A 24,595-nucleotide genomic window follows, 5' to 3' on the forward strand; every position below is an offset into this window, starting at 1 on the left:
CAAGCCCGATCATCCCAGGGTTTTCACGCGCGGAGAATATTGTCTTGGATTTTGCAAGCGCCGCTCCCTCCGTCGTCAAGTCGATCCGCCAGCGTGATCTCCTCAACACGTGGCTGCGACTTTATGCGCGCCAGCAGATCGCTCCCGCGATCTGGGAGTATCAGCCCGCGCGGCTCGAGGAGGAACTGTCGGATCTCATCTATTATACGGTGGAGCTTTCGACGCCGACGCCGCGCCTGGTCATCCAGAGCGAAGGCACGCGCATCTCGCGCGCCTATGGGCATACCGGCAAGGGCGTTTCGCTCGATGATTACGTCGGGCCGCGGCTCGCACCATACGTGATGCCGATCTATCATGAATGCGTCGCGCGCGGCCTTCCGATCTACAGCGTTGCCGACGTCGACGACGCCTATGGCCGAATCGTCGCGTATGAGCGGCTGCTGCTGCCGTTCCTGACCGAGGGCAGGGTCAGCCACATCATCGCGTCAGTAAAGACCTTCTGCGAGGACGGCGGCTTCGAGATCAAGAATCTGATGCGCGGAAATGACGCGCTGCCGCGCCCGAAGCTGCGGGCCGTGATCGATCGCGAGCTGTTTCATCGCGCCCCCGGCCGCATCGCACCCGCCGATCCGGTCGAGTTCTCGGACCAGCCGGGCCGCGCCATCTCCAACGAGATCATTGAGCTGAACTAGCCGTCAGCGCGCCTTGCCGCCGACCTCCTTGGCATAGATATCCAGCTTGAAGCCGACCAACAGCTTGCCGCCGATTTCGAGCACCGGCCGCTTGATCATCGATGGTTGCGCTAGCATCAAGGCCAGCGCCTTCTTCTCGGTGAGGCCTTCCTTGTCGGAGTCGGGCAGCTTCTTGAAGGTCGTCCCGGCGCGATTGAGCAGGGTCTCCCAACCGACCTTGTCGCTCCACTGCTTCAGCCTGTCCTTCTCGACACCCGCCGCTTTGTAGTCGTGAAACGCGTAAGCCACGCCATGGCCATCGAGCCAGGCGCGGGCCTTCTTCATGGTGTCGCAGTTCTTGATGCCGTAGATGATGGTGGGCAAGACGGTCCTCGCGCATGGCGTAGCGGTGATGTGCGTGGCGTTGTACGAAACTCCGCGTCGCGCGACAATGTCGCGAGACGCGTCACCCCACCGAACGGACATCCCATGCACGTCACCCACGATCCCGCAGCGGCGGCCGCACCGACCATCGACTTCGACACATTCCTCGCGGTCGACGTCCGTGTCGGCACCATCGTCGACGCCAAACCGTTTCCGGAAGCGCGCAAGCCGGCCTGGCGGCTGTGGATCGATTTCGGCCCCGCCATCGGCGTGCGCAAGAGCTCGGCCCAGATCACCAAAAACCACCCGCTCGAAAGTCTCGTAGGCCAACAGGTCGCGGCCGTCGTCAATTTTCCGCCGCGCCAGATCGGCCCGGTCGTCTCCGAGGTGCTGACACTCGGCTTCCCCGATGCCAACGGCAAGGTCGTGCTGGTGCAGCCGAGCAAGCCGGTGCCGAACGGCGGACGGCTGTTTTAGCCTCGGGGCCTTGTCAGGGCCTTGCCGGAATGTTCAGCCCGCGCTGCACCGCCGGACGCGCGAGGCCGCGTTCGAGCCAGGCGCCGACCGCCTTGAACTGGGCGAATTCGACGAGATCGCCCGCGCCGTAGAAGCCGATGAGATTGCGCACCCAGCCGAGCATGGAGATGTCGGCGATGGTGTAGTCGTCATCCATGAACCATTGCCGGCCGGCGAGGTGCGCCTCCATCACGCCGAGCAGGCGCTTGGACTCGTCGACGTAGCGTCCCAGCGGCCGCTTGTCCTCGTAGTCCTTGCCGGCAAATTTGTGGAAGAAGCCGACCTGGCCGAACATCGGCCCGACGCCGCCCATCTGGAAGTGCAGCCATTGCAGGGTCTGATAACGCCGCGCGGCATCCTGCGGCAGCAGCTTGCCGGTCTTCTCCGCGAGATATTGCAGGATCGCCCCGGACTCGAACAATGGCAGCGGCCTGCCGCCGGGGCCGTTCGGATCGAGGATCGCCGGGATCTTGCCGTTCGGATTGAGCGAGATGAATTCGGCCGTCTTCTGATCGTCCTTGCCGAAATCAACGAGGTGGACTTCGTAAGGAAGCCCGATCTCCTCCAGCATGATCGAGACCTTGACGCCGTTCGGCGTCGGCAACGAATAGAGCTGGAGCAGTTCGGGGTGCTTGGCGGGCCAACGTTTGGTGATGGGGAAGACGGACAGAGCGGACATCGGGATCCTGGGCGCATGGACTGAGGCGTGCTCAATCTAGGCAAGATACCGCACCGCGCAAGTGACTTCCGGCTGTGCTTAGGGCGGCAGCGTCGCCATCGTTACGAACGGGGGCAATGCGTCACGCTGCAGCCGAGACTCGATGAATCGTTGACCCGTCACCAACAGCAGGGCCGTAAAGGCGATCGCGAGCATCGCGGTCGCCAATTGGCACACGTCGTACATGGTATTATGTCCCTCACAGCCTCTGGCGTAGAACGTCGGCTCAGGCGCCATGTTCCGAGGCGGCACTAAAATATTGCCGTTTTTTCCCGATCCTACTGCGAAGCGATCGTGCTGTTCCGGCGGCTTGCGCGGGGACCAATGGTCCCCTCGCGCGTTGTCACGCGATGAACATCGAGAAGCGCGCCCTGCTCGACCACGCTGAACGCTGTCGCCGCGTCGCGAACGATCTCGCGCACAGCAAAGCCGCGCAGCGGTTGCGGACGATGGCCGACGAGTATGAAGCGAGAGCAACGAGGCTGGACGACGACAGCGGCAGCGCGCATCCAGGTCACAGCAGCCGCGTGCACCTCGAAGGCGACGTCGAGGGCTGATCGCCGTCAGAAGTTGATCTCCATCCGTAGTCCGCGCGTATCGACCGCGCCGTCACCAACGGAACGCGTGCTGTCGCGCGCTGCGACGGCGCAGGCACAGGCGTCGATGAGATCGTCGCGACCGATCCCGGTGCCGTGGCGAAGCGTGAGCCATCTCTCGACCTCAGTGAAGCCGCGCTCTCTCAAAAGCGCGATGCGCTGCTCTCGCCCGCGCGGCGAGGTCTTCGGTTCGAGCTGCACGCGCCGTGCCAGATTCCAGAAGATCAATTCCGGATGCGCTTCGCCGATCGTCGCCTGCCGCGCCGGCGTCATGGCCTCGTCGACCTCCCTCATCTTGTCCCTGATATTCCACAGTTGCGCCGATACGCCCCTGCCCTCGCCTTCGCGCTTCCAGTAATGGCGATTGGCCGCCGCCATGTCCGGGAATCTCCAGAGGTCGCGACGCGCACCGAGAAACACCGCAGGGCCGATCAGTTCGCGCGCCCGCACATCGCAGGCGCGGTAGCCGCTCGGGTTCAGTCCGATCGGCATGTCGATCATCGCGCGGGCGTGCGGCATTGCGAGCAGACGCGTCAGGCCAGGCGAATAATCGAAGCCTTGATCGCCACGCTCGTCGATCCACGCTGCGACCCACCCGAAACGAAATCCGTCGAGCCCCAAATAGGTTTGGCAAGTCATGCGTCCATCAATTTCAATTTCCGCGCGCGTCTCGCTTGACATCCGCAAGTTGCGGGCGTATGTCCCGCGCCCTCGCAAGCACTTCCGTTTGCGACAGACACCATGAACCGAGCGATGTCGTACCGCTACGAAAGAATTGTCCACACGCCGAATAGCCCCAAGCTATTTGATTGCGCATGCACGGCGCATGGGAGCGATCTTGCCTGACCGCAAGATCGATCGTCCGCTTCTCACGGACCCTCCCGAGCCTGCCGCTCCGGAGGGTTTTTTGTTGCCCGCCGCGCGGCCCAACCGAACAACCCGGCATCGGCCGGAACGGGAGACCCGGATCCCGGGGCTCGCGCTGGAGAGGCGCGTGTCCAAGTGCGCGGGGCCTGCCGGAGGGAACGAGGCGATGAGCCGGACACCGATGGCAGAGCGAACCCAGCGGGTTCGCAATGTGCGGCGCGTCGACAGCGCCGCGATCGAATTTTTGTAACTCGGTTTGCCGCGACGATCGCGGCTCAACCGATGCTGGTGGTGAAGATGTCGGATACTTCTCCACACGGCACAGCGGGTATGCCTCCCGCCTGTGACACACGCACCGGGATGCGGCCTCGGAAAAGGTACGCACGCGGCCCGGCGCAGGATTTGTTCGCAAGGATAATCCTGTGTTGTCGGTCACTGACGCCGACATCGCCCGTTCCCCAGCGTACCCATCAACGGCCGATGCGACAGCATCGGCCTGGCGGTGGTGAAGATGTCTGTTACTTCGTGGTGAAGGCGCGAAAGCGCCGAGCAGGTTCGAACCCTGCGCGCCGAAAGGCGGATCGCCCGCAAGGGCAGCAACAGCATCGATCGTTCCCCGCCAACCCCATCACGATCCGTGGTGAAGATTTCTGTTACTTCGCCTGCAACGCGAGAGGTCGCGGGTTCGAATCCCGCCCGGTGTCCCATGCACCGGTAGCTCAGAGGATAGAGCGCTTTCCGTCGAGCTTCGGCTCGTCGGGTACAGCAATCGCCTGTTCCCGGGTCGTGTCCTCTTAACCACCGCCGGTGGTGAAGAGTGCTGTTACTTCGTAATCACAGCGGCGGTGCCTCGATCTTCTTCGGAGATTGAGCCCGCTCTGCGAAGCTCCGAGAGGAGCAGTACAGCCTCGCTTGTTCCCCGGCACCCCTTTCATGTCCCCATCAACCCAAGAGGAGGCCGTCATGGTCAGGCTCAACAAGATCACTCGCGCCTTCACGCGGGAGGGCGCTCGCGCCGTGCGCTTCACGCCCGAGATGGAGCTGAAGCGGGCACTGATGAACTGCCTCCTGTGGGAGGACCAGTTTTACGAGGACGGCGTTGCGATTGCCGATCGCATCAAGGCGCTGGTGCCCAAGGTCGCGCCGGAGCGCGTCGCGCGGCTCGCGATCGAGGCGCGCGAGGTGATGAAGCTGCGGCACGCGCCGCTGCTCGTCATCCGCGAGATGGCGCGGAACGAGAAGCACCGCGCCCTCGTCGCGGACACGCTTCACCGGGTGATCCAGCGTCCCGACGAGATGACGGAGCTGCTCGCGATCTACTGGGCGGATGCGCTGGGGCCGATGCAGCAGCGCAAGCGTCAGCCGGTCTCGGCGCAGGTCAAGAAGGGTCTTGCCCGGGCGCTGACCAAGTTCGACGCCTATCAGCTCGCCAAGTGGGATCGCGACGGCGCGGTGCGGATCAGGGACGTGCTGTTCCTGGTCCACGCCAAGCCGAAGGACGCCGAGCAGGAGAAGGTGTGGAAGCAGCTTGTCGATGGCGAGCTCGCCTCCCCCGACACCTGGGAGGTTTCGCTCTCGGCCGGCAAGAGCAAGCGCGAGACCTTCGAGCGGCTGATCGCCGAGCGAAAGCTCGGCGGCCTGGCGCTGCTGCGCAATCTGCGGCTGATGCAGAACGCGCAGGTCCCGCGCGAGATCATCGCAGGCGCGATCGAGGCGATGCGGACGGATCGTATCCTGCCCTATCGCTTCATCACGGCGGCACGCTATGCGCCGGACTTCGAGCCCGAGCTCGAGGCTGCGATGCTCAAGTCGGTCAAGGACCATGTGCGGCTTCCGGGCCGCACCCGGCTCCTGATCGACGTGTCGGGCTCGATGTTCGCGACGCTCTCCGCGCAGTCTGAAATGACGCGTGCGGAGGCGGCGTGTGGCCTTGCCATCCTCGCGCGCGAGATCTGCGACGAGGTCGAGATCTTCACCTTCAGCAATGAGGTCGTGAAGGTCCCGCCCCGCCGCGGCTTCGCGCTGCGGGATGCGATCATCAACTCGCAGCCGCATGGCGGAACCTATCTCGGCAAGGCCGTGACGGAGATCGACCGCAAGGGCGATCGCCTGATCGTCTTCACCGACGAGCAGAGCCACGACCAGGTGCCCGAGCCGAGGGCGCGCGGCACCATGGTCAACGTGGCCTCGTATCAGCACGGTGTCGGTCACGGCGCCTGGACCCGCGTCAACGGCTTCTCTGAGGCCGTAGTCGCGTGGATCGCGGCGTCGGAGGCGGCGTTGAACTGATGCCCGACGACAACGGCCCCGGACGCGAGATGCGCCCGGGGCCAGCGAAATCTCTGAAATGATCCGCCCGCCCGTTATGATGCGCGCGGAATGACAAGGATCTTGGACCATGCGACGACCCGATCCCTACATGGAACGCGCCCGCGAGCTCTGCCTCGCCGCCGGTGTCGATCCCGACTCGCGCGTCGGCGAAGGACGCGGCCAGCCGGCCTGGTGCCTGTACAAGGACGCCGCGCGCAAGGAGCATCTTGCCCGCGAGGCCAATGCGACCGCGAGCTCGATTGCCGAATTCCGGACGCAGGACGCCCGTTTCCAGAATGCGCCGCTGAAGGTATTCGGCCCGCACGAGGACGCCACGATCGCGCAGATGCGCAATTGCATGGCGATCGGCAACGTCGTCTCCGGCGTGATTTGCGCCGACGGCCATCTCGGCTACGCCCAGCCGGTCGGCGGGGTGATCGCCTATGAGAAGCAGATCAGCATCTCCGGCGTCGGCTTCGACATCGGCTGCGGCAACATGGCGGCCCGGCTCGACACGCGCTTCGACGACATCGCGGAGATCGCTCCCACGATCATCCGCGACGTCGCCAAGGTGATCTCGTTCGGCGTCGGCCGCGCCAACGCGGAACGGGCCGAGCACGACCTGTTCGACGACGGCGACGCCTGGCGCGAAAGCGACATGGAGGATTACCGTCAGAAGGCGGTGAAGCAGCTCGGCACGGTCGGATCGGGCAACCACTATGTCGACCTCATGCGCGACGAGGAAGGCTTCGTCTGGATCGGCGTCCACTTCGGCAGCCGCGGCCTCGGGCACACCTCCGCGACGCGCTATCTCAAGGCCGCTGGCGGCAAGGACGGCATGAACGTCCCGCCCGCTGTGGTCGACGAGGACAGCGAGCTCGGCCGCCGCTACATCGCGGCGATGCAGCTCGCCGGGCGTTATGCCTATGCGGGCCGCGAGTGGGTGGTCGAGCGCGTCCGCCGGATCATCGGCGGCAGCGTGACCGAGAGCGTGCACAACCACCACAATTATGCCTGGCGTGAGACCCACGACGGCAAGGATTTGTGGGTGGTGCGCAAGGGCGCGACCCCGGCGTTTCCCGGCCAGAAGGGGTTCGTCGGCGGCTCGATGGGCGATGATGCCGTGATTCTCGAAGGCGTCGACAGCCCGGAAGCCAAGGCCTCGCTCTACTCGACAGTGCACGGGGCCGGCCGCCTGTTCGGACGACGGGAGGCGAAGCGGCGCTTCTCGCGCGACGAGATGGACCGCTGGCTGAACGAGCGCGGCGTCACCTTGATCGGTGCCGACCTCGACGAGAGCCCGATGGCCTATCGCCGCCTGCCGGACGTGCTGGCGCAACACGCCGGCACCGTGCGCGTGCTGCACACGCTGCGGCCGTTCGCCGTCGCCATGGCCGGTGAAGGCGAGTTCGATCCTTGGAAGGACTGAGGCGACACCGTGGGCGGGAGGCGATGTCTCCCGCCCACATCACTCCACGGCTTTCTTAAATTCAATCGTTTCTCATCTCGTCAGATATTCGCGCATCAAGGCGCGGGCGCGATGCAGCCGCGCCTTCACGGTCTGCCTGGTCATGCCGAGCGCGGCGGCAATCTCATCGATCGTCATCTCCTTGACGTCGCGCATCAGCGCGACATCGCGATAGTGCGGCGGCAGCGCCTCGAAGGCCGCGGCGACGTCGAGCCGCAGATCGGCCTCGGGGCGCAACAGCAGTGCGGCCTCCGCCTCGCCGCCATCGACAGCCGGCATAAGGCCGGCCCGGAGCGCGAGCCGCAGGCATTCGCGCCGGACCACGCTGAACAGCCAGGCCGACAATGCCAGCAGCGAGCGGATCGTGCCGACGTGGCGGAACAGGATCCACAGCGCCTCCTGCGTCGCATCCTCGGCGTCCGCCGAGCTGCGGCAGGTCGCGCGCGCATAGCGACGAATATCCGGCTGCGTCGTCTCGAGCAGACGCGCAATCGCCTCGGCATCGCCGAGCCGAGCTGCCTCGAACAGATTTGGCGAGATCGCCGCCGCGCTCACGACGCCCCTCCCTTGCCGATGCCCGCCATTGCGCACATCGGGCAATAACCGACGAGACCGGTCAGCGCGAAGCCGGCACCACCGAGCGCGACCAGCCATGCCGTCGCGCCGGCAAGATAAACGACCCCCACGACCGCGACCGCGATACCCAGGACGACCCGCACCGCCTGATGCAGTCCGCCGATGTTCTTTCGATAGAATCCCATCACATCCTCCGACATGGGCCGAGACCGATTGCCTCGACTAACAAGAGGACGCGACGGCCAGGAAGGATTCGCGCCGACGGAAGATTTTTTGCGATCAGCCTCCGACCGCCTGATAGGCCAGGCGCTTGAACTCGAAGAAGAATGGATTCCAGAAGCCCATATAGCGCTGGGCCATCAGCACGCCCGCCGTATTGGCCTCGGGGCAAATCCACCAATGGGTGCCGGCCAGGCCGCCCCATTGGAATTCGCCGGTCGAGTTCGGCGGGTCGAACGGCGTCGGCGCGAAGGTGATGGCGCCGCCGAGGCCAAAGCCCTTGCCGGGAATCGGCCCGAGATTGGCGAATCGGATGGTCTGGCCTGCGGGCAGCTGGTTCGTCATCATCTGCCGCAGCGTCTCCGGCTTCAGCAGCGCATCTGACCCGGGCAGCAGCGCACGCAGCAGTGCGAGCATGTCCGGCAAGGTCGAAACGAGACCGCCGCCGCCCGAGAGCCGCGGCAGCGGCCGCCGATAGGCTTGCGGGTAAGGCAGATGGTCGGCGCGTGTGAGGCCGGGCTTCATTGGGTCGAGCACGTCGGCGCCGTTGTAGAGCGCGACCAGCCTGCCCTGCTGTGTCTCGGGGACATAAAAGCCGGTATCGGTCATGCCGAGGGTATCGAAGATGCGCGCCTTCAGGAAGGCGTCGAGCGGCTGGCCCGAGACGACCTCGACCACACGGCCGAGCACGTCTGTCGCCACGGAATATTCCCAGGCCGTGCCAGGGTGATAGGACAGCGGCAGGTCGGCGAGCCTGTCGATCATGTCGCTGAGCGGCGTCAGCGGATTGAGCACGCGCGCCTCGTTGTAACCCTTGAACAGCACCGTGCCGGGATCGAAGATGCCGTAGCTGAGGCCGGAGGTGTGGGTCAGCAGCTGGCGGATCGTGATCGGGCTCTTCGCCGGCTCGACATCGGCAAGGCTCGAAGCGCCCTGCTTCAGCACCTTGCGACTGCCGAGCTGCGGCAGGAATTTTTCGACTGCGTCATCGAGGCCGATGCGGCCTTGCTCGACCAGCAGCATGATCGCGCAGGTGACGAAGATCTTGGTGTTGGAGAACGCGCGGAAGATGTGGTGGGGCCGCAACGCAGTGTTGGCCTCGCGGTCGGCAAAGCCGACGCATTGCTGATCGACCACTTCGCGGCCGCGCAGCACGGCCCAGGATACGCCGGGAATGATCTCCTGATCGACGTAGCGCTGCATTGCCGTCCGTACGGCGGAAAAATCAGGCGTTCTGGCGTCCATGTGCTCCCCCCAATTGTGGTTGGAATCGATATAGCGCGATTTCTCAGGATATGAAGCCCGCAGTGCAGCTCATCCCTGCTTCATCAGCACGGTCACCTGCAGGCGGCGCCGAATCCGCATGCCCTGCCGCTGGTACAGCGCGATGGCAGACGTATTGCTCGAGAACACGTGCAGGAACGGAATTTCGCCGCGCGCCTCGATCTGGCGCGCGATGGCGGCGAGCAACGCCTGTGCGTATCCGCGACCGCGATGATCGGGATGCACGCAGACCGCCGTCATCTCGGTGAAATTGCCCGGCTTCATCCGCTCGCCGGCCATGGCGACCAGCTCGCCGCGAGCGCGGATGCCGAGGAAGGTGCCGAGCTCGTGCGTCCGCGCCGCGAACGGCCCGGGCTTGGTCAGCTCGGTCAGCGCCATCATGGCGGAAACGTCGGTCGCCCCCAGGCGGACGATCTCGGCATCGCGCGGCGAGGCGTCGGCGGGCGAGCCGATCAACTGCTCGCCGGGCTCCGCGAGCAGCACCTTGAAGCCGGCGGGAATTTCGACCGGCTCGGGCGTGAACAGCACCGCGACTTGCGAGCCCGACATGAGATCGCCGAGCGCCGCAAAACTTGCCGCGGACATGTCCGCCATATCGGCAAACGGCGTCATGTCCACGGGATAGCGCAGAGCCCGCGGGCCGCCTTCGGCGAGATGCTTCTGGCTCGTCGTCAACGCGCTCCAGATCGGGCGATCCAGCAGCGCCTCATCGCTCGCGGACATCAGCCTAATCCTTGTCGAAGCTGACGATGACGGCGGCATTGGCGATCAGGATGGGATCGTTGGCCACTTCCGTGGCCGAGGGGATCTCCAGCCCGCCCTTGACCGCGGTGACGGTCACGGTGCCGTAAGGCAGCTCCTTGGCGACGGCTTCCTTGTCGACGGCTTCTGGATTCGGCACGCCGATCGTGACGTCCACGAACATGTCGTTCGCGGTCTTGCCGATCATCCGGAAGAAGCCGAGGCTGGAATGCCTGATGGCATCCGACACCGCCCGCTTCGCCGCCTTGGTGGCGTCCCTGCCGTGGACGTCGACGCCCATGCCCATCTCGGTGACACAACGAATGCGAGGCATGCTTTATTCCTGTGGCTGGTTGGGTAGTGGAGAGTTTCGACGATCGGCACGCCCAACACAAGTGTGGTTGTCATGTTGAACCGAGTCGTGCGCCACAGGCTCCGTCATTGCGAGCGCAGCGAAGCAATCCAGAATCTTTCCGCGGTGACAGTCTGGATTGCTTCGTCGCAAGGGCTCCTCGCAATGACGAACGGTGAGAGCGTCGCACAAAATTCACGCCTTCGCCTTCTCGTGCGCCCGCAGCTCGTCCACGAGCACCCGGACGTTCTCCGAATAATCGACCGGGACCACGACCAGATGCACGCCGCCCTCCCTGAAGGCGGCATCGAGCGTCGGGCCGAAGCTGTCGATGCTTTCGATGCGATGACCCTTGGCGCCATAAGCCTTGGCGTACATTGCAAAATCCGGATTGCCAAACGTCATGCCGTAATCGGCAAAGTGATCGACGGCCTGCTTCCAGCGGATCATGCCGTAGGCGTTGTCCTCCAGCACCAGCACGACCAGGTTGAGCTTGAGGCGGACCGCCGTCTCCATCTCCTGGCTGTTCATCATGAAGCCGCCGTCGCCGGCAACCGCAAGCACGCGGCGGTCGGGATAGAGCATCGCGGCCATCATCGCCGACGGCAGGCCGGCGCCCATGGTCGCCAGCGCGTTGTCGAGCAGCAGCGTGTTGGCGACGCGGGTGCGGTAGTTGCGCGCAAACCAGATCTTGTACATGCCGTTGTCGAGGGCGACGATGCCGTTCTCGGGGATCACCTGGCGGATGTCGTGCACGATACGCTGCGGCGTCGGCGGCCAGCGCGCCTCGGTGGCGCGATCGGCGATGTGAGCAAGGATTTCCTCCCGCAACGGCAGCAGCGCCGCGGCCTGCGGCAGCTTGCCTTCGAGCCGATCCGCCAGCAGCTCCAGGCTCGGGCCGACGTCGCCGACGACCTCGGCATCCGGGAAATAGACCTGCTCGACGCTCGCCGGCGTGTAGCTGACGTGAATGACCTTCGGGCCCGAGGGGCCCATGATGAATGGCGGTTTCTCGATCGGGTCGTGGCCGATGGCAACGATCAGGTCGGCAGCATCAATGGCATCGTGCACATAGTCGCGCTCGGACAAGGCGGCAGTGCCCATATAGAGATTGGTGCCGCCGGGCACGGTGCCCTTGCCCATCTGAGTCGTGAAGAACGGAATGCCGGTCCGCCGCACGAAGCTTGCGATGCCGTGTGTCGACCGCGGCCGGCTGGTCGCCGCGCCCATCATCACCAGCGGGCGCTTGGCGGCCATGATCATCTCGGCGGCGCGGTCGAGCGCGGCGCGATGGGCGACCGGGATTTCGATCGGATGGACCGGGATCACGGGGACCGCAGGCACCTCGTCCCCGGCAACGTCCTCGGGCAGTTCGAGATGCACCGGCCCGGGCCGCTCCTCCATCGCGACGCGAAAGGCGTCGCGCACCACGGTCGGGATGCTGGAGGCGCTGACGATCTGCCGCGACAGTTTCGTGAGCGGCTTCATGGTCGCCACCACGTCCACGATCTGGAAGCGGGCCTGGCGGCTGCTCATGATCGGCTTCTGGCCGGTGATCAGGATCATCGGCATGGCACCGAGATGCGCATAGGCGGCGCCCGTCGACAGGTTGAGAGCACCGGGGCCGAGCGTCGACAGACAAACGCCGGGCTTGCCGGTCAGCCGCCCGTGGGTTGCGGCCATGAAGGCCGCGGCCTGCTCGTGCCGGGTCAGGACCAGCTCGATCTTGGAGGCACGCAGCGATTCGACAAGATCGAGATTCTCTTCGCCAGGAATGCCGAAGATGCGGTCGACACCCTCATTCTCCAGGGCGGCGACGAACAGGTCCGATCCCTTCGCTTTGCGTTCCATCCCGCCCAATGCCGCCTCCGCTCGTTGTGAACCCAGACTCCCCGAGCGGCCGCATGGTAACGGCTCGCGACACGGGAACAACTCACAAAGAGTCGCGCAACTGCAACTCGATCAGCTCTCGCTCGATTGACAAGCCGCGATATCTGACTAAAGTCAGACATCATGCTCGATCCCGTCTCCCGCGTTCGCCGCTTCAACCGCGCCGTCACCTCTGCGGTCGGAGCGCTCGATACGTCGTTTCTCGGGCGCGGCCGGCCGCTGGGTGCCGCGCGCGTGCTCAATGCGATCGGGCACGGGCGATCGGACGTGGCGGAGATCCGGGACTATCTCGGTCTCGATTCCGGGCTGATGAGCCGGCTGCTCCGCAGCCTCGAGGACGAGGGGCTGATCGAGACCGCCGCACGCGAGGACGATGCGCGGCGGCGCATGGCAACGCTCACACGGGCGGGCCGGCGCGAGTTCGCAGCCTACGAGGCGCTGTCCAACGCGCAGGCAGAGGGCCTCCTCGCGCAACATTCGCAACGCGAGGCGTTGCTGGCGGCGATGGACCTGATCGCCTCCGCGCTGACGCGCGAGCGCGTCGCGCTGGAGCAGATGGATCCGCGCTGCGAGCAAGCGCGCTACTGCCTCGGCGAGTACTATGCCGAGCTCGGCCGCCGCTTCAGCCAGGGCTTTGACGTCTCGCTGTCACGCGACCCCGACGCCAAGGACATGCGCCGCCCGCGCGGCACATTCCTCGTTGCGATGTCGGACACGCTGCCGATCGGCTGCGTCGGCTTGAAGGGCACCGATCACGGCTACGCCGAGATCAAGCGGCTGTGGGTTGCTCCCGCCGCGCGCGGGCTGCGGCTCGGCCGCCGCCTGATGGATGCGGCCGAGAGCGCCGCGCGCGAGCTAGGCATCGCGCTGCTGCGGCTCGACACCAACAGCGCGCTGCCCGAAGCCGGTCAGCTCTATCGCAGCACGGGCTGGCGCGAGATCCCGCGCTTCAACGACGATCCCTATCCGGACCTCTTCTTCGAAAAGCGCCTCTGATACTGGACCGGTTCGCGGTCCTCGCGCGTTGGTCGAGGCCGTTGGAGCTTCGATATGACAAGGGACGACCTCGCCGACATCTACCGCGCCTACATCACCTGCCTGAATCGGCGGGATTGGCCGGCACTCGGACAATTCGTGCATGATGAGGCCGCCCACAACGCGCGGCCCCTTGGGCTTGAGGGTTATCGCGCGATGCTGGAACAGGATGTTCGGGAGATCCCCGATCTGCAGTTCCATATCGAGATGCTGATCTCCGATCCTCCCCGCATCGCCGCCCGATTGAAGTTTGACTGCACACCGGTCGGGACATTCGTTGGTCTTGCCGTCAACGGGCGGCGCGTGTCCTTCTGCGAAAACGTCTTCTACGAATTTCACGACGGCAAGATTCGGCAGGTCTGGTCGGTGATCGACAAGGCCGCGATCGAGGCGCAGCTCTGACGCCACGCCTCGATCTCGAATTCACGCCGCCGCCGGCGCCACCTCGCCTTGCGGCTTTGGGAAGGGGCGGAACGTCATGGCCATCAGGAAAGCACCGAGGCCCATTGCCCAAGAGGCGATGTAGAGCCAGGCATAGCTGGAGAAGGCGTCGTAGATCAGGCCGCCGGCGAGCGGGCCGGTCGCCATGCCGAGGCTGCCGGCCATCGCCGTGCCGCCGATCACCGTGCCCATCATCTTGAGCGGGAAGTTCTCGCGGATCAGAACGGCGTAGAGCGGCATGGTGCCGGCATAGATGAAGCCGAAGATGGCGCCGACCGCATAGAACGTCGTGAGCTGTTGCGCGAAGACATAAGCGAGCGCGCCGAAGGCCTGCAGCAGCAGGCCCGAGACCAGCACGCGCTTAGCGCCGAAGCGGTCGCCCATCAGCCCGAAGGCGATGCGCCCGCCGAGGCCGGCAAATCCCTCGATGCTGTAGATCGTCACCGCTGCGACAAGCGGGATGCCGCAGCTCACGGCATAGCTGACGGTGTGGATGATCGGGCCGGAATGCGTCGCGCAGCAGAAGAAGTTGGTGGCGAGCAGGATCAGGAATTGCGGCGAGCGCAACGCCTCGCCCATCGACATCTCGTTTTGTCCGGCGGTTTCGCCGGCGGGCACGGCCGGACCTTGCGCGAGCGCCGGCGGACGGCGCACCAGGAACGAGACCGGGATCATGATGGCGCCGACCACGAGCGCTATGATCTGCATCGAGGTGCGCCAGTCGTGGCCGGAGACGAGCCAGGCCGCCAGCGGCGACATCGTCATCGGCGCCATGCCCATGCCGGCGGAGACCAACGACACGGCGAGGCCGCGATTGGTGTCGAACCAGCCCGTGACGGTCGCCATCATCGGCGCGAAGATCGCCGCGCAGGCGGCGCCGACCAGGAGGCCGAACACGAACTGGAACACGATCAGCGACGTCGCATAACTCGCCGCGAACAGGCTGAGCGCCAGCACGACCGATCCGGTCAGCACCACCGGCAGCGGCCCGAACCGGTCGGACAGCGTGCCCCAGGCCATGCTGGTGAAGGCCATGGCCAGAAAGCCGATCGTCATCGCGCTGGAGATGCCGGTCACCGACCAGCCGGTGTCCTTGGTGATCGGCTGGAGGAACACCGGCAGCGAAAACATGCCGCCGATCGCGACGCAGCCAAGCACGCCGCCGGCGGCGACGATCACCCAGCGATAGTTGGAAGAAGTCATTTCAGTCTCCCGTCAGGTCTGTCTCGCGTGGAAGACGAACGGGAACTGCGCCCGCCGACAGACCGGCGTCATTTTTGCCGCACGCTTTCGTGACCTCGCAACAAAACTCGAAAAACAACCCCATGCACAGTAGCGGCGCCAGCGGGATCAATGACTTACTGGACCAGGAACTGCCAACCTGGCGCCTCCCCTCATCTACGGCCGACATCATCAGGCGATTTGACACGTCGGGCAAAACAACTGCATGATGACATCATCCCACAGACCTTAATCTCGTCCACGAGTCCGTCGTGATGATCCTTCGCGCCGCCGCGATCATGCCCCACGGTTGTGCTTGACGGTCTGTTGTGCGAATTGCAGGAATTCCTCAATGCCAAAGATCGACGTCGCCACCGTGTCGGCCCGCAAGGGCTCCGGCTATCCGGCGCCTTTCAATGCGCCGTGCGCCGAGCGCATTCGCAAGCGGCTCGGCGATGCCGGAGGCTTGTCGGATTTCGGCGTCAACCTGATGCGGCTGCCGCCGGGCACCTGGTCGAGCCAGCGGCACTGGCATTCGCACGAGGACGAGTTCGTCTACATTCTCGAAGGCGAAGTGACGCTGATCGAGGATGGCGGCGAAACCGTGCTGCACGCCGGCGATTGCGCCGCCTTCCCCAAGGCCAGCGGCAACGGCCATCACATGATCAACAGGTCGAGCGTGACGGCGGTCTATCTCGAGATCGGCTCACGCTCGCCAGCCGACCTCATCACCTGCTCCGAAATCGACATGATGAGCCCGGCATCGGACGGCCGCTTCCTGCACAAGGACGGCACGCCCTATCCGTAAGTGACATTGCGGCTCACAGGGCCGCACTACGGCGCCAGTTGCCGACCGTGAGCCAGACGGCCGAAACCAGGAAATAGATCGCGCCGACCGCGGCATAGCCCGCGACATTCGCAATCGACGGCACCGCAGGCGTCGCGGCCTGGAAGATGAAGAAGCCGCCCGCCAGGGCCGACTGGCCACCGCTGAGCACCATGGCCCATTGCGCGCCGAAACGCTTCCAGCGCCGCACGGCCGTGCCGAGCTGGAGCAGTCCGGACAGGATCGCCCAGGCTCCGAAGATTCCGAGCACCCAGTTCATGCTGACCTGCAAGGCCAGGATGACCGCAATGGTGGTGGCGAGGCTGACCAGCACGTTCAGGCCCTGCGTGCGGTTCTGGCTCAAGCCACCGCTCCAGAGCGCGTCGAGATAATTGGCGGCAGCGTCCCAGGCCGGATAGGCAACGAGCAACGTCGCTGCGATCACTGCCGATGACGGCGCGATCGCGAGGGCCGCAATGACCCAAGCGACGGAAAACGCGGCACGCATGAAGTAGTACCGTTTCAGCCATTCCGCCTGGTCGGCGCCCAATGCCATCTCGCTGGTTCTCATTTTCTGCTCCTTACCTACTAGTTGGTAGTTTACGGACGACGCCGAAGCACCGTCCTGCCCGGCCTGTGCCGATCTCGTCAGTGCCTGGTGGAAAGCCGCTCCAGCAGCGGCCGGGTGATTGTCCCGAAGATTTTTGGATCGCCATAGGCCCGCGCCGACAGCATCGCGCCGTGAACGGTTGCCAGGAATCCCTCCGCCTCGGCCCGCGCCGTGCCAGAGAGATGGAGCCGGCCTTGCCGCTTGCCGCGCTCCATCACCGAAACCAGCCACGACGACACGGCGCGGAAGTGCGCGCGGACTTCGAGCGCCACTTCCTCGGGTAGGATCGGAAACTCGCTGGCAAGGAGCGCGCAGACGCAGAAGGGAGCCGTCGCATCCTTGATGCACGCCTCCCAATAGGCGATGTAGCTTTTGAGCTGCTCGGCGGGGTCGGCGACATTGCGCTCGAGCGCCGACAGCCCTACCTGGGCCTCCTCGCGATAGCGCGACACCAGGGTGCGGACCAGATCGACCTTGCTGGCAAAGTGGTGGTGGATGCTCGGCTTGCGGATGCCGACGACATCGGCGATGTCGGCGTAACTGAAGCCGTTGTAGCCGCCAGCGACGATCAGCGTGCGGGCGCAGGCAAGAATGTCGTCGGCGGTCGAGGAAGCGGTGCTCATGGCGCTTAGCTACCTTCCAGTAGGTAGGCGGTCAAGCGAGGATGCTTCAATGATCCGTGAGTGAGTGGTAGGAGCCCTGCATGACCATCCGCCCGATCGTGCGCTATCCCGACCGCCGGCTCGCGCTGCCGGCCCGCCCCGTCACCGCGTTTGACGATTCCTTGCGCGAGCTCGCGCAGGATCTGCTCGACACGATGCGCGCCGCGCCCGGCATCGGCATCACCGCGCCGCATATCGGCGTGCCCTTGCGCGTCGTGGTGCTGGAGCTCGACGCAAAGGACGGCCCGCAGACCTACGTCAATCCGGAGATCAATTGGGTCTCGCCGGAGATGATCATGCATCGCGAAGGCAGCGTCTCGATGCCGGGGGTCAATGACGAGGTGCAGCGCCATGCGCGGGTGCGGATCAGCTATCGGGATCTCGACGGCAACATGCACACCGAGGAGTCCGAAGCCTTGCGCGCAGTGTGCCATCAGCACGAGATCGACCAACTCGACGGCATGTTCTGGATCCAGCGGCTGTCGCGGCTGAAGCGGGAGCGGCTGGTGAAGAAGTTCGAGAAGATGTCCCGGAACTCGTAGGGTGGATTAGCGCAGCGTAATCCACCAATCTGAGTACGACAAAATGAGAGAGATGGTGGATTACGCCGCCCGCTGCGCTTCGCAGCGGCCTGCTAATCCACCCTACGCTACTGCCTGTGTGGGACACCCCGGATTACGCTGCGCTCCATCCGGGCTACGGAGCCCGATTACGCCCTCTTCCCTGTCCGCTTGATGATCGGCGCCTTACGACGCTCTCGCTTGCCGCGCGCGATCTCGGTGGCGAGCGCGTCCAGCTTCGGCTCCCAGAAAGTCCTGAACTGGCCGACCCAGGCATCGACCGCTTGCAGCCCGGCGGCGTCGACCGAGTAGAGGCGCCGTTGCGCCTCGGCGCGGACGCTCGCAAAGCCGCTCTCGCGCAGCACCTTGAGGTGCTGCGAGACCGCGGCCTGGGTGATGCCGAACTCGGCACCGATGACTTCGACGACCTCGCCGGATGCCATTTCACCGGGCGCCAGCAGCTCGAGGATGCGGCGGCGCACGGGATCGGCGAGGACTTCGAAGGCGTGCATCAGCTTCCTGTGCCGGGATGAACGATGTCGGGCGGCGTCTCGCCGCGATAGAACGCGATGGTGCGGTCCGAGCGCTGCTTCGCCTCGTCAGGATCGACCCCGCTGGCGACATGCGCCGCACGCCAATATTCGCCGCTCGTCGTCATGAAGTCCTTGCCCTCCGGCGAGACCATCCAGGCCTCCGCCGTTTCATGATCGACCGATGCCCCGGTCGCAAGATATCGCTCAAGTCCCGCAAGCGCGAGGTCCCAACCGATACCGACCGCACCCGGACCGAACTGATTCCAATGATCCTCGATGATCGCGGTGTGCTCAAGCGTCAGGCGCGCCTGGCTCCGCTCGGCTTTCAGGCTGACATCGATCCAACTCGTGGCGCCGCCGAATTCCCAGGTCGCGGCGAAATGGGTCGGCGGCGTGCAGGACGTGATGGTGCCGCCGGCATTGCCCTTGACCTGGTAGCGTCCGCCGAGCCGGAGGTCGCCCTCGACCGGCGCAAACCAGCGCGGGATCCGCTCCCTGCTGGTCACGGCGTCCCAGAGGTCGTCGACGCTGGTGTCGTAGAGCCGCGTTAGCGTCACCGCGCTCGCCGGCTTGCCGTCTCTCTCCAAGCTCCTCACCGAGCGCGTCACAAGCCCCAAGACCCTGGCGACGTCGATCTGCATTTTCGGTTCTCCCTGTGGTTCATCCGCCGAACAAATATCGATCGCGACTAATATAAGTCAATACTTATATTGCGCGACGTTCCGCTGCGTCAAACCGCCCCCGAGGCGGAACCAAACAACGGCCACGGCGTCTACCGGTGCCCTCCCCAGCCCCACAAGACGGAATGACCTCATGAAAGTTCGCAAATTCGCCATCGCCGACGCCTCGCTCGAGCGCTCACCGGGACAGGACGGCGATATCTTCGTCGCTAACATGGTCGACCAGCGCCACGGCGGACCTATCACGATCGGCTTCGGCCGCTACGCGCCGAACCAGAATCTCAAGGAGACGATGAAGGTCGACGATGTCATGATCGTCCTCGAAGGGAAGCTGTCGGTCACGAGCGACGGCAGCACCGTCACCGCGGGGCCCGGCGAGATCGTCCATATGCCGAAGGGCGAGACGGTCACGATCCGCTCGCACGAGCAAGGCGCCGTCACCGCCTATGTCACCTATCCGCATTGGCAGGAGGGGTGACGGCTCCGCTGAGCCGCTCGCAGCCCTACCCGCCCGCCATCAGCCCGTAGGATGGGTAGAGCGCAGCGAAACCCATCAGCTTCTTTACGGAAAGCACGATGATGGGTTTTGTTTCGCTCTACCCATCCTACGATTGCCTACCCGCCGGCCATCAGCGCCTTGGCCAGCGCCATGTAGGCCGGCAGCGTCACGGGATCGTTGGCGGCGTTGCCGGCCATGGGATGCGAGGCGTAGCGCGCGATCACCATCTCGGCCTTGGGATCGATGTAGATGCCCTGGCCGTAGACGCCGCGCGCCATGTAGGCGCCGTGGTCGTTGTGCGTCACCCACCATTGATTGCGGTAGGAGGCACCCGGCAGCGTGGTGTAGCCGGCCGGCTTGAATTTTTCGGGATCGCCGCCGCGCGCGATGTCCTCGACGACCTGCGACGGCACGATCTGGCGACCGTTGAAGCGGCCGTGATTGCGCATGGTCTCACCGAAACGGGCGAGATCCCGCAAGGTCGTGGAGAGGCCTCCGCCGCCGCTCTCGGTGCCGATGCGATCGACGTGATAATGCGCATCCTCCTCCGCGCCCATCGGCTGCCAGATGCGCTCGGACAGGAGGTCGGACAGCGTCAGGCCGCTGGCGCGCCTGATGATCCACGCGAGCACGTCGGTGTTGACGGTCTTGTAGGCAAAGGCCTTGCCGTGCTCGCCCTGCTTCTTCTGCGCGATGAGGAAATCGAAAATGGTGGTGGGGCCGTCATAGCCCGGAGGGATCGGCGCCATGCCGTTGGCGCGCCTGAGGCCCCACACGTCCGAGTTCTTGTCGGTATAGACCTCTGTGTAGAGCAGCCCCGTGGTCATATCCATGACCTCGTGCACACGCGCATCGCCGAACGCGCTTGGCTTCAGCTCCGGCACATAGTCCGTGACGGGCGCCTGCGGGTCGATCCTGCCCTCGGCGACCAGAATCCCCGCAAGCACGCCGGTGAACGACTTCGTCACGGACATCGCGATATGCGGCTTGTGCGGCTTCAACGCGCCGAAATAGCGCTCATAGATCAGCCTGCCCCGATGCAGCACCGCGATGCCGTCGGTGTAGGTCTCCTCCAGCATCTTCTCGAAGGTCATGGGACGCCCGTCCATCGTGGTCGAGGCGACCGCGCCGATGTCATGCTCCGCGCGCGGCAGCACCGATGCCGGCCCCGCCCCGCGCCAGACATTCACCGTCGGCACCAGCTGGCGGATGTTGCTCCAGGCCCAGCGTAGCTCGGGGAAGCTGCGGAACGAGCCGTCCTGGAAGGTGATGAGGCGGTCGGGGGATGGCGGGAAGCCGCGCATATAGCCGAGGGTTTCGGGGGCGGTTTCAGCGGCAGCAGGCTGCTGGCTGGCGGCAGTCGCGACGGACATTAAGCGGGCTCCTTGGAGACGATGCGGATGTCGTATCACGGGAGCACAGGTCGGGCATCCGACGTTTGTGCCGGGGAGCCACGCACAGTCGGGATGGCGTGGCCAAGCATGGCACGCGAACGGCTCGCAGCGCCGCACTATGCCGAGAGGAGTGGCAGCCTGCCGATCCTGCCCGCTCCGGATTCCTCATCCCGCCTTGAGCAACCACCGGATCGGCAATGCGACCACGAAGAGCGTGGTGACACCTGCAGCCCACAGCGTCACGAACCATAGCAGCTGCCTCCAAGTCCGCGATGCGCGCAGCATCAGTGATACCCCTCGCCGTGCCGCACCTTGCCGCGGAAGATCCAATAGACGTAGCCGGTATAGACAAGGATCACCGGTACCAGCACCGCCGCGCCAACGAGCAGGAATAACTGGCTGCTGGGATGCGTGGCTGCCTGCCAGATCGTAATCGAGGGCGGCACGATCATCGGCCACATGCTAATGCCCAGCCCGGCATAGGAAAGCAGGAAAAAGCCCAGCGCGCACAGGAACGGCATCCCATCCTCACCCTTTGCGAGCGCGCGATGAAAGCGCCATGCCAGCAGGGCCAGAAGGATCGGCACAGGCGCTGCGTAAAGCATGTTCGGCAGCGTCAGCCATCGCTCGCGAAACGCAGGGCTTTGGATGACCATCATCAGTGATATGAGGGCGATGAAGCCGAGTGTCGCAAATCCGAGAACGCGTGCGTAGTTGCGGCAGCGTGCCTGAAGCGCGCCGTCGGTCTTCCATATCAGCCAGCACGCGCCGAGCAGGCCGTAGCCGACGACAAGGGCAACACCGGTCAAAACCGAGAAAGGTGTCAGCCAGTCCCACCACCCGCCGGCGTAAGCACGCCCCTCCACGCGGATGCCCTGCACGATGGCACCAAGGCAAACGCCCTGGAGCAATGCGGCCGCAAAGCTGCCCCACGAGAAGGCGCGGTCCCACCATATTTCACCAGCCGACGTCCGCGCTCGAAACCGCATTTCGAAGGCTACTCCGCGGAACACCAGCGCCAGCAGCATCAGAATGAGCGGCATGTACAGCGCAGGAAAAATCGTCGCGTAGGCCAGTGGAAACACGGCGAACAATCCGCCGCCACCGAGGACGAGCCAGGTTTCGTTGCCGTCCCAGACCGGTGCCACCGAGTTGACCATGACATCGCGATCGGGCCTCGCCACCTCGGCCGGAAACAGGATGCCGACGCCGAGGTCGAAGCCGTCCATCACGACGTAGAGCAGCACGGCCGTGGCGATCAGGAGCGCCCAAATCAATGTGAGGTCGATGCTCATGGCCGGATCCCCGCTTGCCGCGGCTCTGCTCTGTGCGTGTCTGACCCTGCTATCAAGGCTGGCGCCGGCGTGATGCCGGCCGTGCGGACCGGCTGGCCTTGTGGCGGTCCGTGCTCGCCGGCTTCAGGGGTCTGGCGGAAGAGGTGAAACAGATAAGCAATCCCCGCGCCGAAAACGACAAAGTACACGACAACGAATGCCGCCAGAGACGCGGCCACGGCCGGCGCTGCGATCGGCGCCACGCTATCGGCGGTCCTCAGCAGTCCATAAACCGTGAATGGCTGGCGTCCCGCTTCCGTCACCGTCCATCCAGCCGTCACAGCAATCAGCCCCGACGGCCCCATGGCCACGGCAAAGCGATGCAGCCATGGCGTGTCGTACAGGGCGTCGCGCCAACGCAGAACGAGCGAGGCCATGCCGAGCACGATCATCAGAATCCCCAAGCCGACCATGATGCGGAACGCCCAGAAGACGAGCGGAATGTTGGTCGGCCAGGTGTCTTTCGGGAAAGCCTTGAGCCCCTTGACCTCTCCATCAAGGCTGTGCGTGAGATAGAGGCTCGCAAAGCCTGGAATGGCAATTTGGCCGCGCGTCACCCCGGCTTCGGCGTCCGGCATTCCGAACAGGATGGAAGGCGCGCGGCGCTCGGTCTCGAAATGGCCTTCCATGGCCGCGACTTTGACCGGCTGATGGTGATACGAATTCACGCCATGCAGATCGCCGATCAGGAGCTGGATCGGCGCCACGATCGCGGCCATCCACATCGCCATTGAAAACATGATGCGTGCGCGTTCGTTCATCCTGTTCCGCAGCAGGTGCCAGGCGCCCACGGCTCCCACGATCATCGCGGTCGTCAGGTAAGCCGCCGTCACCGTGTGGGCGAAGCGATAAGGGAACGACGGATTGAAGATGATCGCGAGCCAGCTCTCGGGAATGAACTGGCCGCCTGGTCCCGTCCCGTGTCCCGCCGGCGTCTGCATCCAGGAATTTGCGGCTAGAATCCAGAAGGCCGAGAGCAAGGTGCCGCCCGCGACGAAACAGGTCGCGACGAAATGCAGGCGCGGACCAACGCGTCCCAGGCCAAAGAGCATCACCCCAAGGAAGCCGGCCTCGAGAAAGAATGCCGTCAGCACTTCGTAGCCAAGGAGCGGCCCGAGCACCGGCGATGTCTTGTCGGCAAACACCGACCAGTTCGTGCCGAACTGGTATGACATGACCAAGCCCGACACCACGCCCATAGCGAAAGCGACAGCGAAAATCTTAAGCCAATAGCGGTAGGTATCGAGATAGGCGCCGCGGCCCGTCCACAGCCACAGCCCTTCGAGCACGGCAAGATAGCTCGCCAGTCCGATGGTGAAGGCCGGAAACAGGAAGTGCCAGACCACCGTGAAGGCAAACTGGAAGCGCGCAAGATCCAACGCGCTGGGCAGCAAATCGGACATGGCTCCGCCCCCGTCATCAAGTGCGGCCCGCAGCTAACGCTTTCAACCTACGCTTGTTCCAGCTGCCTCGAACATCCGATGTCGAGGGTTTTAAGCATTCTGCGGGCACTGTCCTTGAAGGCTATCCTCGGCACATTACCATCTCAATATGCCGGAATGTCCTACCCCGCGCACGGCCTGCAACGGACGAGTTGCGGTTGAGTTCGACGCGCGGAGGCCGTTCTGCCGGCTTCGAAGAGCCGGCGCAGAGCTTATTTGATCAATGCAAGTTGCTGACGCGCTGCCGTTGGGCAAGCCTCACAAGGGGCCATTGTCCTTGAGCAGTTGAACTTCATCACCCGTAATCCAGCCGAAAACCTTCAGCAGCCCATCATTCTGCTCAAGCAGATAGGCATTGGTAAAAGGCACGTCGATACGCCTGCCATCCTTCTCGAATTCGCTGCTCCAGCCCACGTGGACGAGGCAATGTGTTTCATCGATTGAATGCATCTCGATCTCGGAGACGGTGACCGCCTTGTTTCCGATCTGACGGTAGCGCTCGTATCCTTTTGAAATCCGCTCGACAAAAGCGTGATCGTTGTCCCCTGCCATGACACCCTTTGGTCCTGCAGCGATATACTGGGTGGAAAAAAGCGAACGGAAAAACTCCTCATCAAGAGTACCGTCCAAGCCATCTCTGAAGGCTTGGGCATATCGTTCAAAGAACTGTTCCACTTCGCTTGTCGAGATGGTCATCGCAGCTCCTCCTTCGACTTCGAGAAAATGTTGCCAGATCCGCCGCAAGCTGACGGTGCGCTACCTATCG

At 64.5% G+C, this 24,595-nt stretch carries 29 protein-coding genes; 10 read left to right on the forward strand and 19 right to left on the reverse strand.

Features of this window, described 5'->3' with window-relative positions:
* Nucleotides 1–44: 44 nt before the first annotated feature.
* The gene (locus I6F17_RS05730) at nucleotides 45–692 is read left to right on the forward strand and encodes a hypothetical protein (RefSeq protein WP_225124199.1); all 648 of its coding nucleotides are present in this window, start codon (nucleotides 45–47) and stop codon (nucleotides 690–692) included.
* 3 nt (nucleotides 693–695) lie between these two features.
* Here I6F17_RS05730 and I6F17_RS05735 read toward each other — a convergent pair whose 3' ends face one another.
* Entirely contained in the window at nucleotides 696–1,055 is a 360-nt protein-coding gene (locus I6F17_RS05735; RefSeq protein ID WP_225124200.1) for an ArsC family reductase, read from the reverse strand.
* Nucleotides 1,056–1,160: 105 nt separating this feature from the next.
* Between I6F17_RS05735 and I6F17_RS05740 the strand changes: the two genes are divergently transcribed.
* Nucleotides 1,161–1,532 (forward strand): tRNA-binding protein, encoded by a 372-nt coding sequence (locus tag I6F17_RS05740; protein ID WP_225124201.1) that lies wholly within the window; start codon nucleotides 1,161–1,163, stop codon nucleotides 1,530–1,532.
* A gap of 13 nt (nucleotides 1,533–1,545) precedes the next feature.
* Here the strand turns inward: I6F17_RS05740 and I6F17_RS05745 are convergent, their stop codons facing one another.
* The gene (locus I6F17_RS05745) at nucleotides 1,546–2,250 is read right to left on the reverse strand and encodes a glutathione S-transferase N-terminal domain-containing protein (RefSeq protein WP_225124202.1); all 705 of its coding nucleotides are present in this window, start codon (nucleotides 2,248–2,250) and stop codon (nucleotides 1,546–1,548) included.
* 78 nt (nucleotides 2,251–2,328) lie between these two features.
* Nucleotides 2,329–2,475, reverse strand: coding sequence for a hypothetical protein (locus I6F17_RS05750; protein WP_225124203.1), 147 nt, complete (start codon nucleotides 2,473–2,475; stop codon nucleotides 2,329–2,331).
* A gap of 164 nt (nucleotides 2,476–2,639) precedes the next feature.
* On the opposite strand from I6F17_RS05750, the gene I6F17_RS05755 reads away from it, so the two are divergent.
* The gene (locus I6F17_RS05755; RefSeq protein WP_225124204.1) at nucleotides 2,640–2,846 is read left to right on the forward strand and encodes a hypothetical protein; all 207 of its coding nucleotides are present in this window, start codon (nucleotides 2,640–2,642) and stop codon (nucleotides 2,844–2,846) included.
* A 6-nt stretch (nucleotides 2,847–2,852) separates the two neighbouring features.
* Here I6F17_RS05755 and I6F17_RS05760 read toward each other — a convergent pair whose 3' ends face one another.
* Nucleotides 2,853–3,524, reverse strand: a complete 672-nt coding sequence (locus I6F17_RS05760; protein WP_225124205.1) for a DUF429 domain-containing protein — start codon at nucleotides 3,522–3,524, stop codon at nucleotides 2,853–2,855.
* A gap of 1,191 nt (nucleotides 3,525–4,715) precedes the next feature.
* Between I6F17_RS05760 and I6F17_RS05765 the strand changes: the two genes are divergently transcribed.
* Both I6F17_RS05765 and I6F17_RS05770 read left to right on the forward strand, forming a co-directional pair.
* Nucleotides 4,716–6,041, forward strand: a complete 1,326-nt coding sequence (locus I6F17_RS05765; protein ID WP_225124206.1) for a vWA domain-containing protein — start codon at nucleotides 4,716–4,718, stop codon at nucleotides 6,039–6,041.
* Between the two features lie 109 nt (nucleotides 6,042–6,150).
* The gene (locus I6F17_RS05770) at nucleotides 6,151–7,491 is read left to right on the forward strand and encodes an RtcB family protein (RefSeq protein WP_225124207.1); all 1,341 of its coding nucleotides are present in this window, start codon (nucleotides 6,151–6,153) and stop codon (nucleotides 7,489–7,491) included.
* Between the two features lie 72 nt (nucleotides 7,492–7,563).
* On the opposite strand, the gene I6F17_RS05775 is transcribed toward I6F17_RS05770, so the two are convergent.
* The 6 genes from I6F17_RS05775 to I6F17_RS05800 form a co-directional block, all read right to left on the reverse strand.
* Complete coding sequence (locus I6F17_RS05775) at nucleotides 7,564–8,085, reverse strand: sigma-70 family RNA polymerase sigma factor (protein ID WP_225124208.1); 522 nt, start codon at nucleotides 8,083–8,085, stop codon at nucleotides 7,564–7,566.
* Nucleotides 8,082–8,291 carry a DUF2892 domain-containing protein gene (locus tag I6F17_RS05780; RefSeq protein ID WP_225124209.1) on the reverse strand — a complete coding sequence of 70 codons (210 nt, stop codon included), beginning with the start codon at nucleotides 8,289–8,291 and terminating at the stop codon, nucleotides 8,082–8,084. The genes I6F17_RS05775 and I6F17_RS05780 overlap by 4 nt, the downstream gene beginning before the upstream one ends.
* Before the next feature lie 94 nt (nucleotides 8,292–8,385).
* Nucleotides 8,386–9,570 carry a serine hydrolase domain-containing protein gene (locus tag I6F17_RS05785; protein ID WP_225124210.1) on the reverse strand — a complete coding sequence of 395 codons (1,185 nt, stop codon included), beginning with the start codon at nucleotides 9,568–9,570 and terminating at the stop codon, nucleotides 8,386–8,388.
* Between the two features lie 69 nt (nucleotides 9,571–9,639).
* A complete protein-coding gene (locus tag I6F17_RS05790; protein WP_225124211.1) occupies nucleotides 9,640–10,332 on the reverse strand; it encodes a GNAT family N-acetyltransferase in 693 nt (230 codons plus the stop codon).
* A 4-nt stretch (nucleotides 10,333–10,336) separates the two neighbouring features.
* The gene (locus I6F17_RS05795; protein ID WP_225124212.1) at nucleotides 10,337–10,684 is read right to left on the reverse strand and encodes a Lin0512 family protein; all 348 of its coding nucleotides are present in this window, start codon (nucleotides 10,682–10,684) and stop codon (nucleotides 10,337–10,339) included.
* A 213-nt stretch (nucleotides 10,685–10,897) separates the two neighbouring features.
* Nucleotides 10,898–12,553, reverse strand: a complete 1,656-nt coding sequence (locus tag I6F17_RS05800) for an acetolactate synthase large subunit (protein WP_225124213.1) — start codon at nucleotides 12,551–12,553, stop codon at nucleotides 10,898–10,900.
* Nucleotides 12,554–12,715: 162 nt separating this feature from the next.
* Between I6F17_RS05800 and I6F17_RS05805 the strand changes: the two genes are divergently transcribed.
* Together I6F17_RS05805 and I6F17_RS05810 are read left to right on the forward strand one after the other, a co-directional pair.
* Nucleotides 12,716–13,588: a bifunctional helix-turn-helix transcriptional regulator/GNAT family N-acetyltransferase gene (locus I6F17_RS05805; protein ID WP_225124214.1), complete on the forward strand. Its 873-nt coding sequence runs from the start codon at nucleotides 12,716–12,718 to the stop codon at nucleotides 13,586–13,588.
* 54 nt (nucleotides 13,589–13,642) lie between these two features.
* Nucleotides 13,643–14,029: an ester cyclase gene (locus I6F17_RS05810; RefSeq protein WP_225124215.1), complete on the forward strand. Its 387-nt coding sequence runs from the start codon at nucleotides 13,643–13,645 to the stop codon at nucleotides 14,027–14,029.
* A 21-nt stretch (nucleotides 14,030–14,050) separates the two neighbouring features.
* Here I6F17_RS05810 and I6F17_RS05815 read toward each other — a convergent pair whose 3' ends face one another.
* Nucleotides 14,051–15,271: an MFS transporter gene (locus tag I6F17_RS05815; RefSeq protein WP_225124216.1), complete on the reverse strand. Its 1,221-nt coding sequence runs from the start codon at nucleotides 15,269–15,271 to the stop codon at nucleotides 14,051–14,053.
* A gap of 370 nt (nucleotides 15,272–15,641) precedes the next feature.
* On the opposite strand from I6F17_RS05815, the gene I6F17_RS05820 reads away from it, so the two are divergent.
* Nucleotides 15,642–16,097 carry a cupin domain-containing protein gene (locus I6F17_RS05820; RefSeq protein ID WP_225124217.1) on the forward strand — a complete coding sequence of 152 codons (456 nt, stop codon included), beginning with the start codon at nucleotides 15,642–15,644 and terminating at the stop codon, nucleotides 16,095–16,097.
* Nucleotides 16,098–16,110: 13 nt separating this feature from the next.
* Here the strand turns inward: I6F17_RS05820 and I6F17_RS05825 are convergent, their stop codons facing one another.
* Together I6F17_RS05825 and I6F17_RS05830 are read right to left on the reverse strand one after the other, a co-directional pair.
* On the reverse strand, nucleotides 16,111–16,686 hold the full coding sequence (locus I6F17_RS05825) for a DUF308 domain-containing protein (protein ID WP_225124218.1): 576 nt from the start codon (nucleotides 16,684–16,686) through the stop codon (nucleotides 16,111–16,113).
* 77 nt (nucleotides 16,687–16,763) lie between these two features.
* A complete protein-coding gene (locus tag I6F17_RS05830) occupies nucleotides 16,764–17,348 on the reverse strand; it encodes a TetR/AcrR family transcriptional regulator (RefSeq protein WP_225124219.1) in 585 nt (194 codons plus the stop codon).
* A gap of 80 nt (nucleotides 17,349–17,428) precedes the next feature.
* On the opposite strand from I6F17_RS05830, the gene I6F17_RS05835 reads away from it, so the two are divergent.
* Nucleotides 17,429–17,929: a peptide deformylase gene (locus tag I6F17_RS05835; protein WP_225124220.1), complete on the forward strand. Its 501-nt coding sequence runs from the start codon at nucleotides 17,429–17,431 to the stop codon at nucleotides 17,927–17,929.
* Nucleotides 17,930–18,096: 167 nt separating this feature from the next.
* Here I6F17_RS05835 and I6F17_RS05840 read toward each other — a convergent pair whose 3' ends face one another.
* Together I6F17_RS05840 and I6F17_RS05845 are read right to left on the reverse strand one after the other, a co-directional pair.
* Entirely contained in the window at nucleotides 18,097–18,459 is a 363-nt protein-coding gene (locus I6F17_RS05840; RefSeq protein WP_225124221.1) for a metalloregulator ArsR/SmtB family transcription factor, read from the reverse strand.
* Complete coding sequence (locus tag I6F17_RS05845; RefSeq protein ID WP_225124222.1) at nucleotides 18,459–19,121, reverse strand: SRPBCC family protein; 663 nt, start codon at nucleotides 19,119–19,121, stop codon at nucleotides 18,459–18,461. The genes I6F17_RS05840 and I6F17_RS05845 overlap by 1 nt, the downstream gene beginning before the upstream one ends.
* A 172-nt stretch (nucleotides 19,122–19,293) precedes the next feature.
* On the opposite strand from I6F17_RS05845, the gene I6F17_RS05850 reads away from it, so the two are divergent.
* Entirely contained in the window at nucleotides 19,294–19,638 is a 345-nt protein-coding gene (locus tag I6F17_RS05850; RefSeq protein WP_128262055.1) for a cupin domain-containing protein, read from the forward strand.
* 137 nt (nucleotides 19,639–19,775) lie between these two features.
* Here the strand turns inward: I6F17_RS05850 and I6F17_RS05855 are convergent, their stop codons facing one another.
* From I6F17_RS05855 to I6F17_RS05870, 4 genes are all read right to left on the reverse strand, one after another.
* Nucleotides 19,776–21,032, reverse strand: coding sequence for a serine hydrolase (locus I6F17_RS05855; RefSeq protein WP_225124223.1), 1,257 nt, complete (start codon nucleotides 21,030–21,032; stop codon nucleotides 19,776–19,778).
* A gap of 305 nt (nucleotides 21,033–21,337) precedes the next feature.
* A complete protein-coding gene (gene cydB, locus I6F17_RS05860) occupies nucleotides 21,338–22,348 on the reverse strand; it encodes a cytochrome d ubiquinol oxidase subunit II (RefSeq protein ID WP_225124224.1) in 1,011 nt (336 codons plus the stop codon).
* The gene (locus tag I6F17_RS05865) at nucleotides 22,345–23,790 is read right to left on the reverse strand and encodes a cytochrome ubiquinol oxidase subunit I (protein WP_225124225.1); all 1,446 of its coding nucleotides are present in this window, start codon (nucleotides 23,788–23,790) and stop codon (nucleotides 22,345–22,347) included. Before I6F17_RS05865 ends, cydB begins: the two co-directional genes overlap by 4 nt.
* 297 nt (nucleotides 23,791–24,087) lie before the next feature.
* Complete coding sequence (locus I6F17_RS05870; RefSeq protein ID WP_225124226.1) at nucleotides 24,088–24,525, reverse strand: nuclear transport factor 2 family protein; 438 nt, start codon at nucleotides 24,523–24,525, stop codon at nucleotides 24,088–24,090.
* Nucleotides 24,526–24,595: the final 70 nt, after the last annotated feature.

The organism is Bradyrhizobium sp. NBAIM18, assembly GCF_020193825.1.
GTDB classification, from domain to species: domain Bacteria; phylum Pseudomonadota; class Alphaproteobacteria; order Rhizobiales; family Xanthobacteraceae; genus Bradyrhizobium; species Bradyrhizobium yuanmingense.

Coding starts and splice junctions, on each gene's coding strand:
- I6F17_RS05740 (WP_225124201.1), top strand. CDS start 1,161: ATGCACGTCACCCACGATCCCGCAGCGGCGGCCGCACCGACCATCGAC.
- I6F17_RS05745 (WP_225124202.1), bottom strand. CDS start 2,250: ATGTCCGCTCTGTCCGTCTTCCCCATCACCAAACGTTGGCCCGCCAAG.
- I6F17_RS05750 (WP_225124203.1), bottom strand. CDS start 2,475: ATGTACGACGTGTGCCAATTGGCGACCGCGATGCTCGCGATCGCCTTT.
- I6F17_RS05755 (WP_225124204.1), top strand. CDS start 2,640: ATGAACATCGAGAAGCGCGCCCTGCTCGACCACGCTGAACGCTGTCGC.
- I6F17_RS05760 (WP_225124205.1), bottom strand. CDS start 3,524: ATGACTTGCCAAACCTATTTGGGGCTCGACGGATTTCGTTTCGGGTGG.
- I6F17_RS05765 (WP_225124206.1), top strand. CDS start 4,716: ATGGTCAGGCTCAACAAGATCACTCGCGCCTTCACGCGGGAGGGCGCT.
- I6F17_RS05770 (WP_225124207.1), top strand. CDS start 6,151: ATGCGACGACCCGATCCCTACATGGAACGCGCCCGCGAGCTCTGCCTC.
- I6F17_RS05780 (WP_225124209.1), bottom strand. CDS start 8,291: ATGGGATTCTATCGAAAGAACATCGGCGGACTGCATCAGGCGGTGCGG.
- I6F17_RS05785 (WP_225124210.1), bottom strand. CDS start 9,570: ATGGACGCCAGAACGCCTGATTTTTCCGCCGTACGGACGGCAATGCAG.
- I6F17_RS05790 (WP_225124211.1), bottom strand. CDS start 10,332: ATGTCCGCGAGCGATGAGGCGCTGCTGGATCGCCCGATCTGGAGCGCG.
- I6F17_RS05795 (WP_225124212.1), bottom strand. CDS start 10,684: ATGCCTCGCATTCGTTGTGTCACCGAGATGGGCATGGGCGTCGACGTC.
- I6F17_RS05800 (WP_225124213.1), bottom strand. CDS start 12,553: ATGGAACGCAAAGCGAAGGGATCGGACCTGTTCGTCGCCGCCCTGGAG.
- I6F17_RS05805 (WP_225124214.1), top strand. CDS start 12,716: ATGCTCGATCCCGTCTCCCGCGTTCGCCGCTTCAACCGCGCCGTCACC.
- I6F17_RS05810 (WP_225124215.1), top strand. CDS start 13,643: ATGACAAGGGACGACCTCGCCGACATCTACCGCGCCTACATCACCTGC.
- I6F17_RS05815 (WP_225124216.1), bottom strand. CDS start 15,271: ATGACTTCTTCCAACTATCGCTGGGTGATCGTCGCCGCCGGCGGCGTG.
- I6F17_RS05820 (WP_225124217.1), top strand. CDS start 15,642: ATGCCAAAGATCGACGTCGCCACCGTGTCGGCCCGCAAGGGCTCCGGC.
- I6F17_RS05825 (WP_225124218.1), bottom strand. CDS start 16,686: ATGAGAACCAGCGAGATGGCATTGGGCGCCGACCAGGCGGAATGGCTG.
- I6F17_RS05830 (WP_225124219.1), bottom strand. CDS start 17,348: ATGAGCACCGCTTCCTCGACCGCCGACGACATTCTTGCCTGCGCCCGC.
- I6F17_RS05835 (WP_225124220.1), top strand. CDS start 17,429: ATGACCATCCGCCCGATCGTGCGCTATCCCGACCGCCGGCTCGCGCTG.
- I6F17_RS05840 (WP_225124221.1), bottom strand. CDS start 18,459: ATGCACGCCTTCGAAGTCCTCGCCGATCCCGTGCGCCGCCGCATCCTC.
- I6F17_RS05845 (WP_225124222.1), bottom strand. CDS start 19,121: ATGCAGATCGACGTCGCCAGGGTCTTGGGGCTTGTGACGCGCTCGGTG.
- I6F17_RS05850 (WP_128262055.1), top strand. CDS start 19,294: ATGAAAGTTCGCAAATTCGCCATCGCCGACGCCTCGCTCGAGCGCTCA.
- I6F17_RS05855 (WP_225124223.1), bottom strand. CDS start 21,032: ATGTCCGTCGCGACTGCCGCCAGCCAGCAGCCTGCTGCCGCTGAAACC.
- cydB (WP_225124224.1), bottom strand. CDS start 22,348: ATGAGCATCGACCTCACATTGATTTGGGCGCTCCTGATCGCCACGGCC.
- I6F17_RS05865 (WP_225124225.1), bottom strand. CDS start 23,790: ATGTCCGATTTGCTGCCCAGCGCGTTGGATCTTGCGCGCTTCCAGTTT.
- I6F17_RS05870 (WP_225124226.1), bottom strand. CDS start 24,525: ATGACCATCTCGACAAGCGAAGTGGAACAGTTCTTTGAACGATATGCC.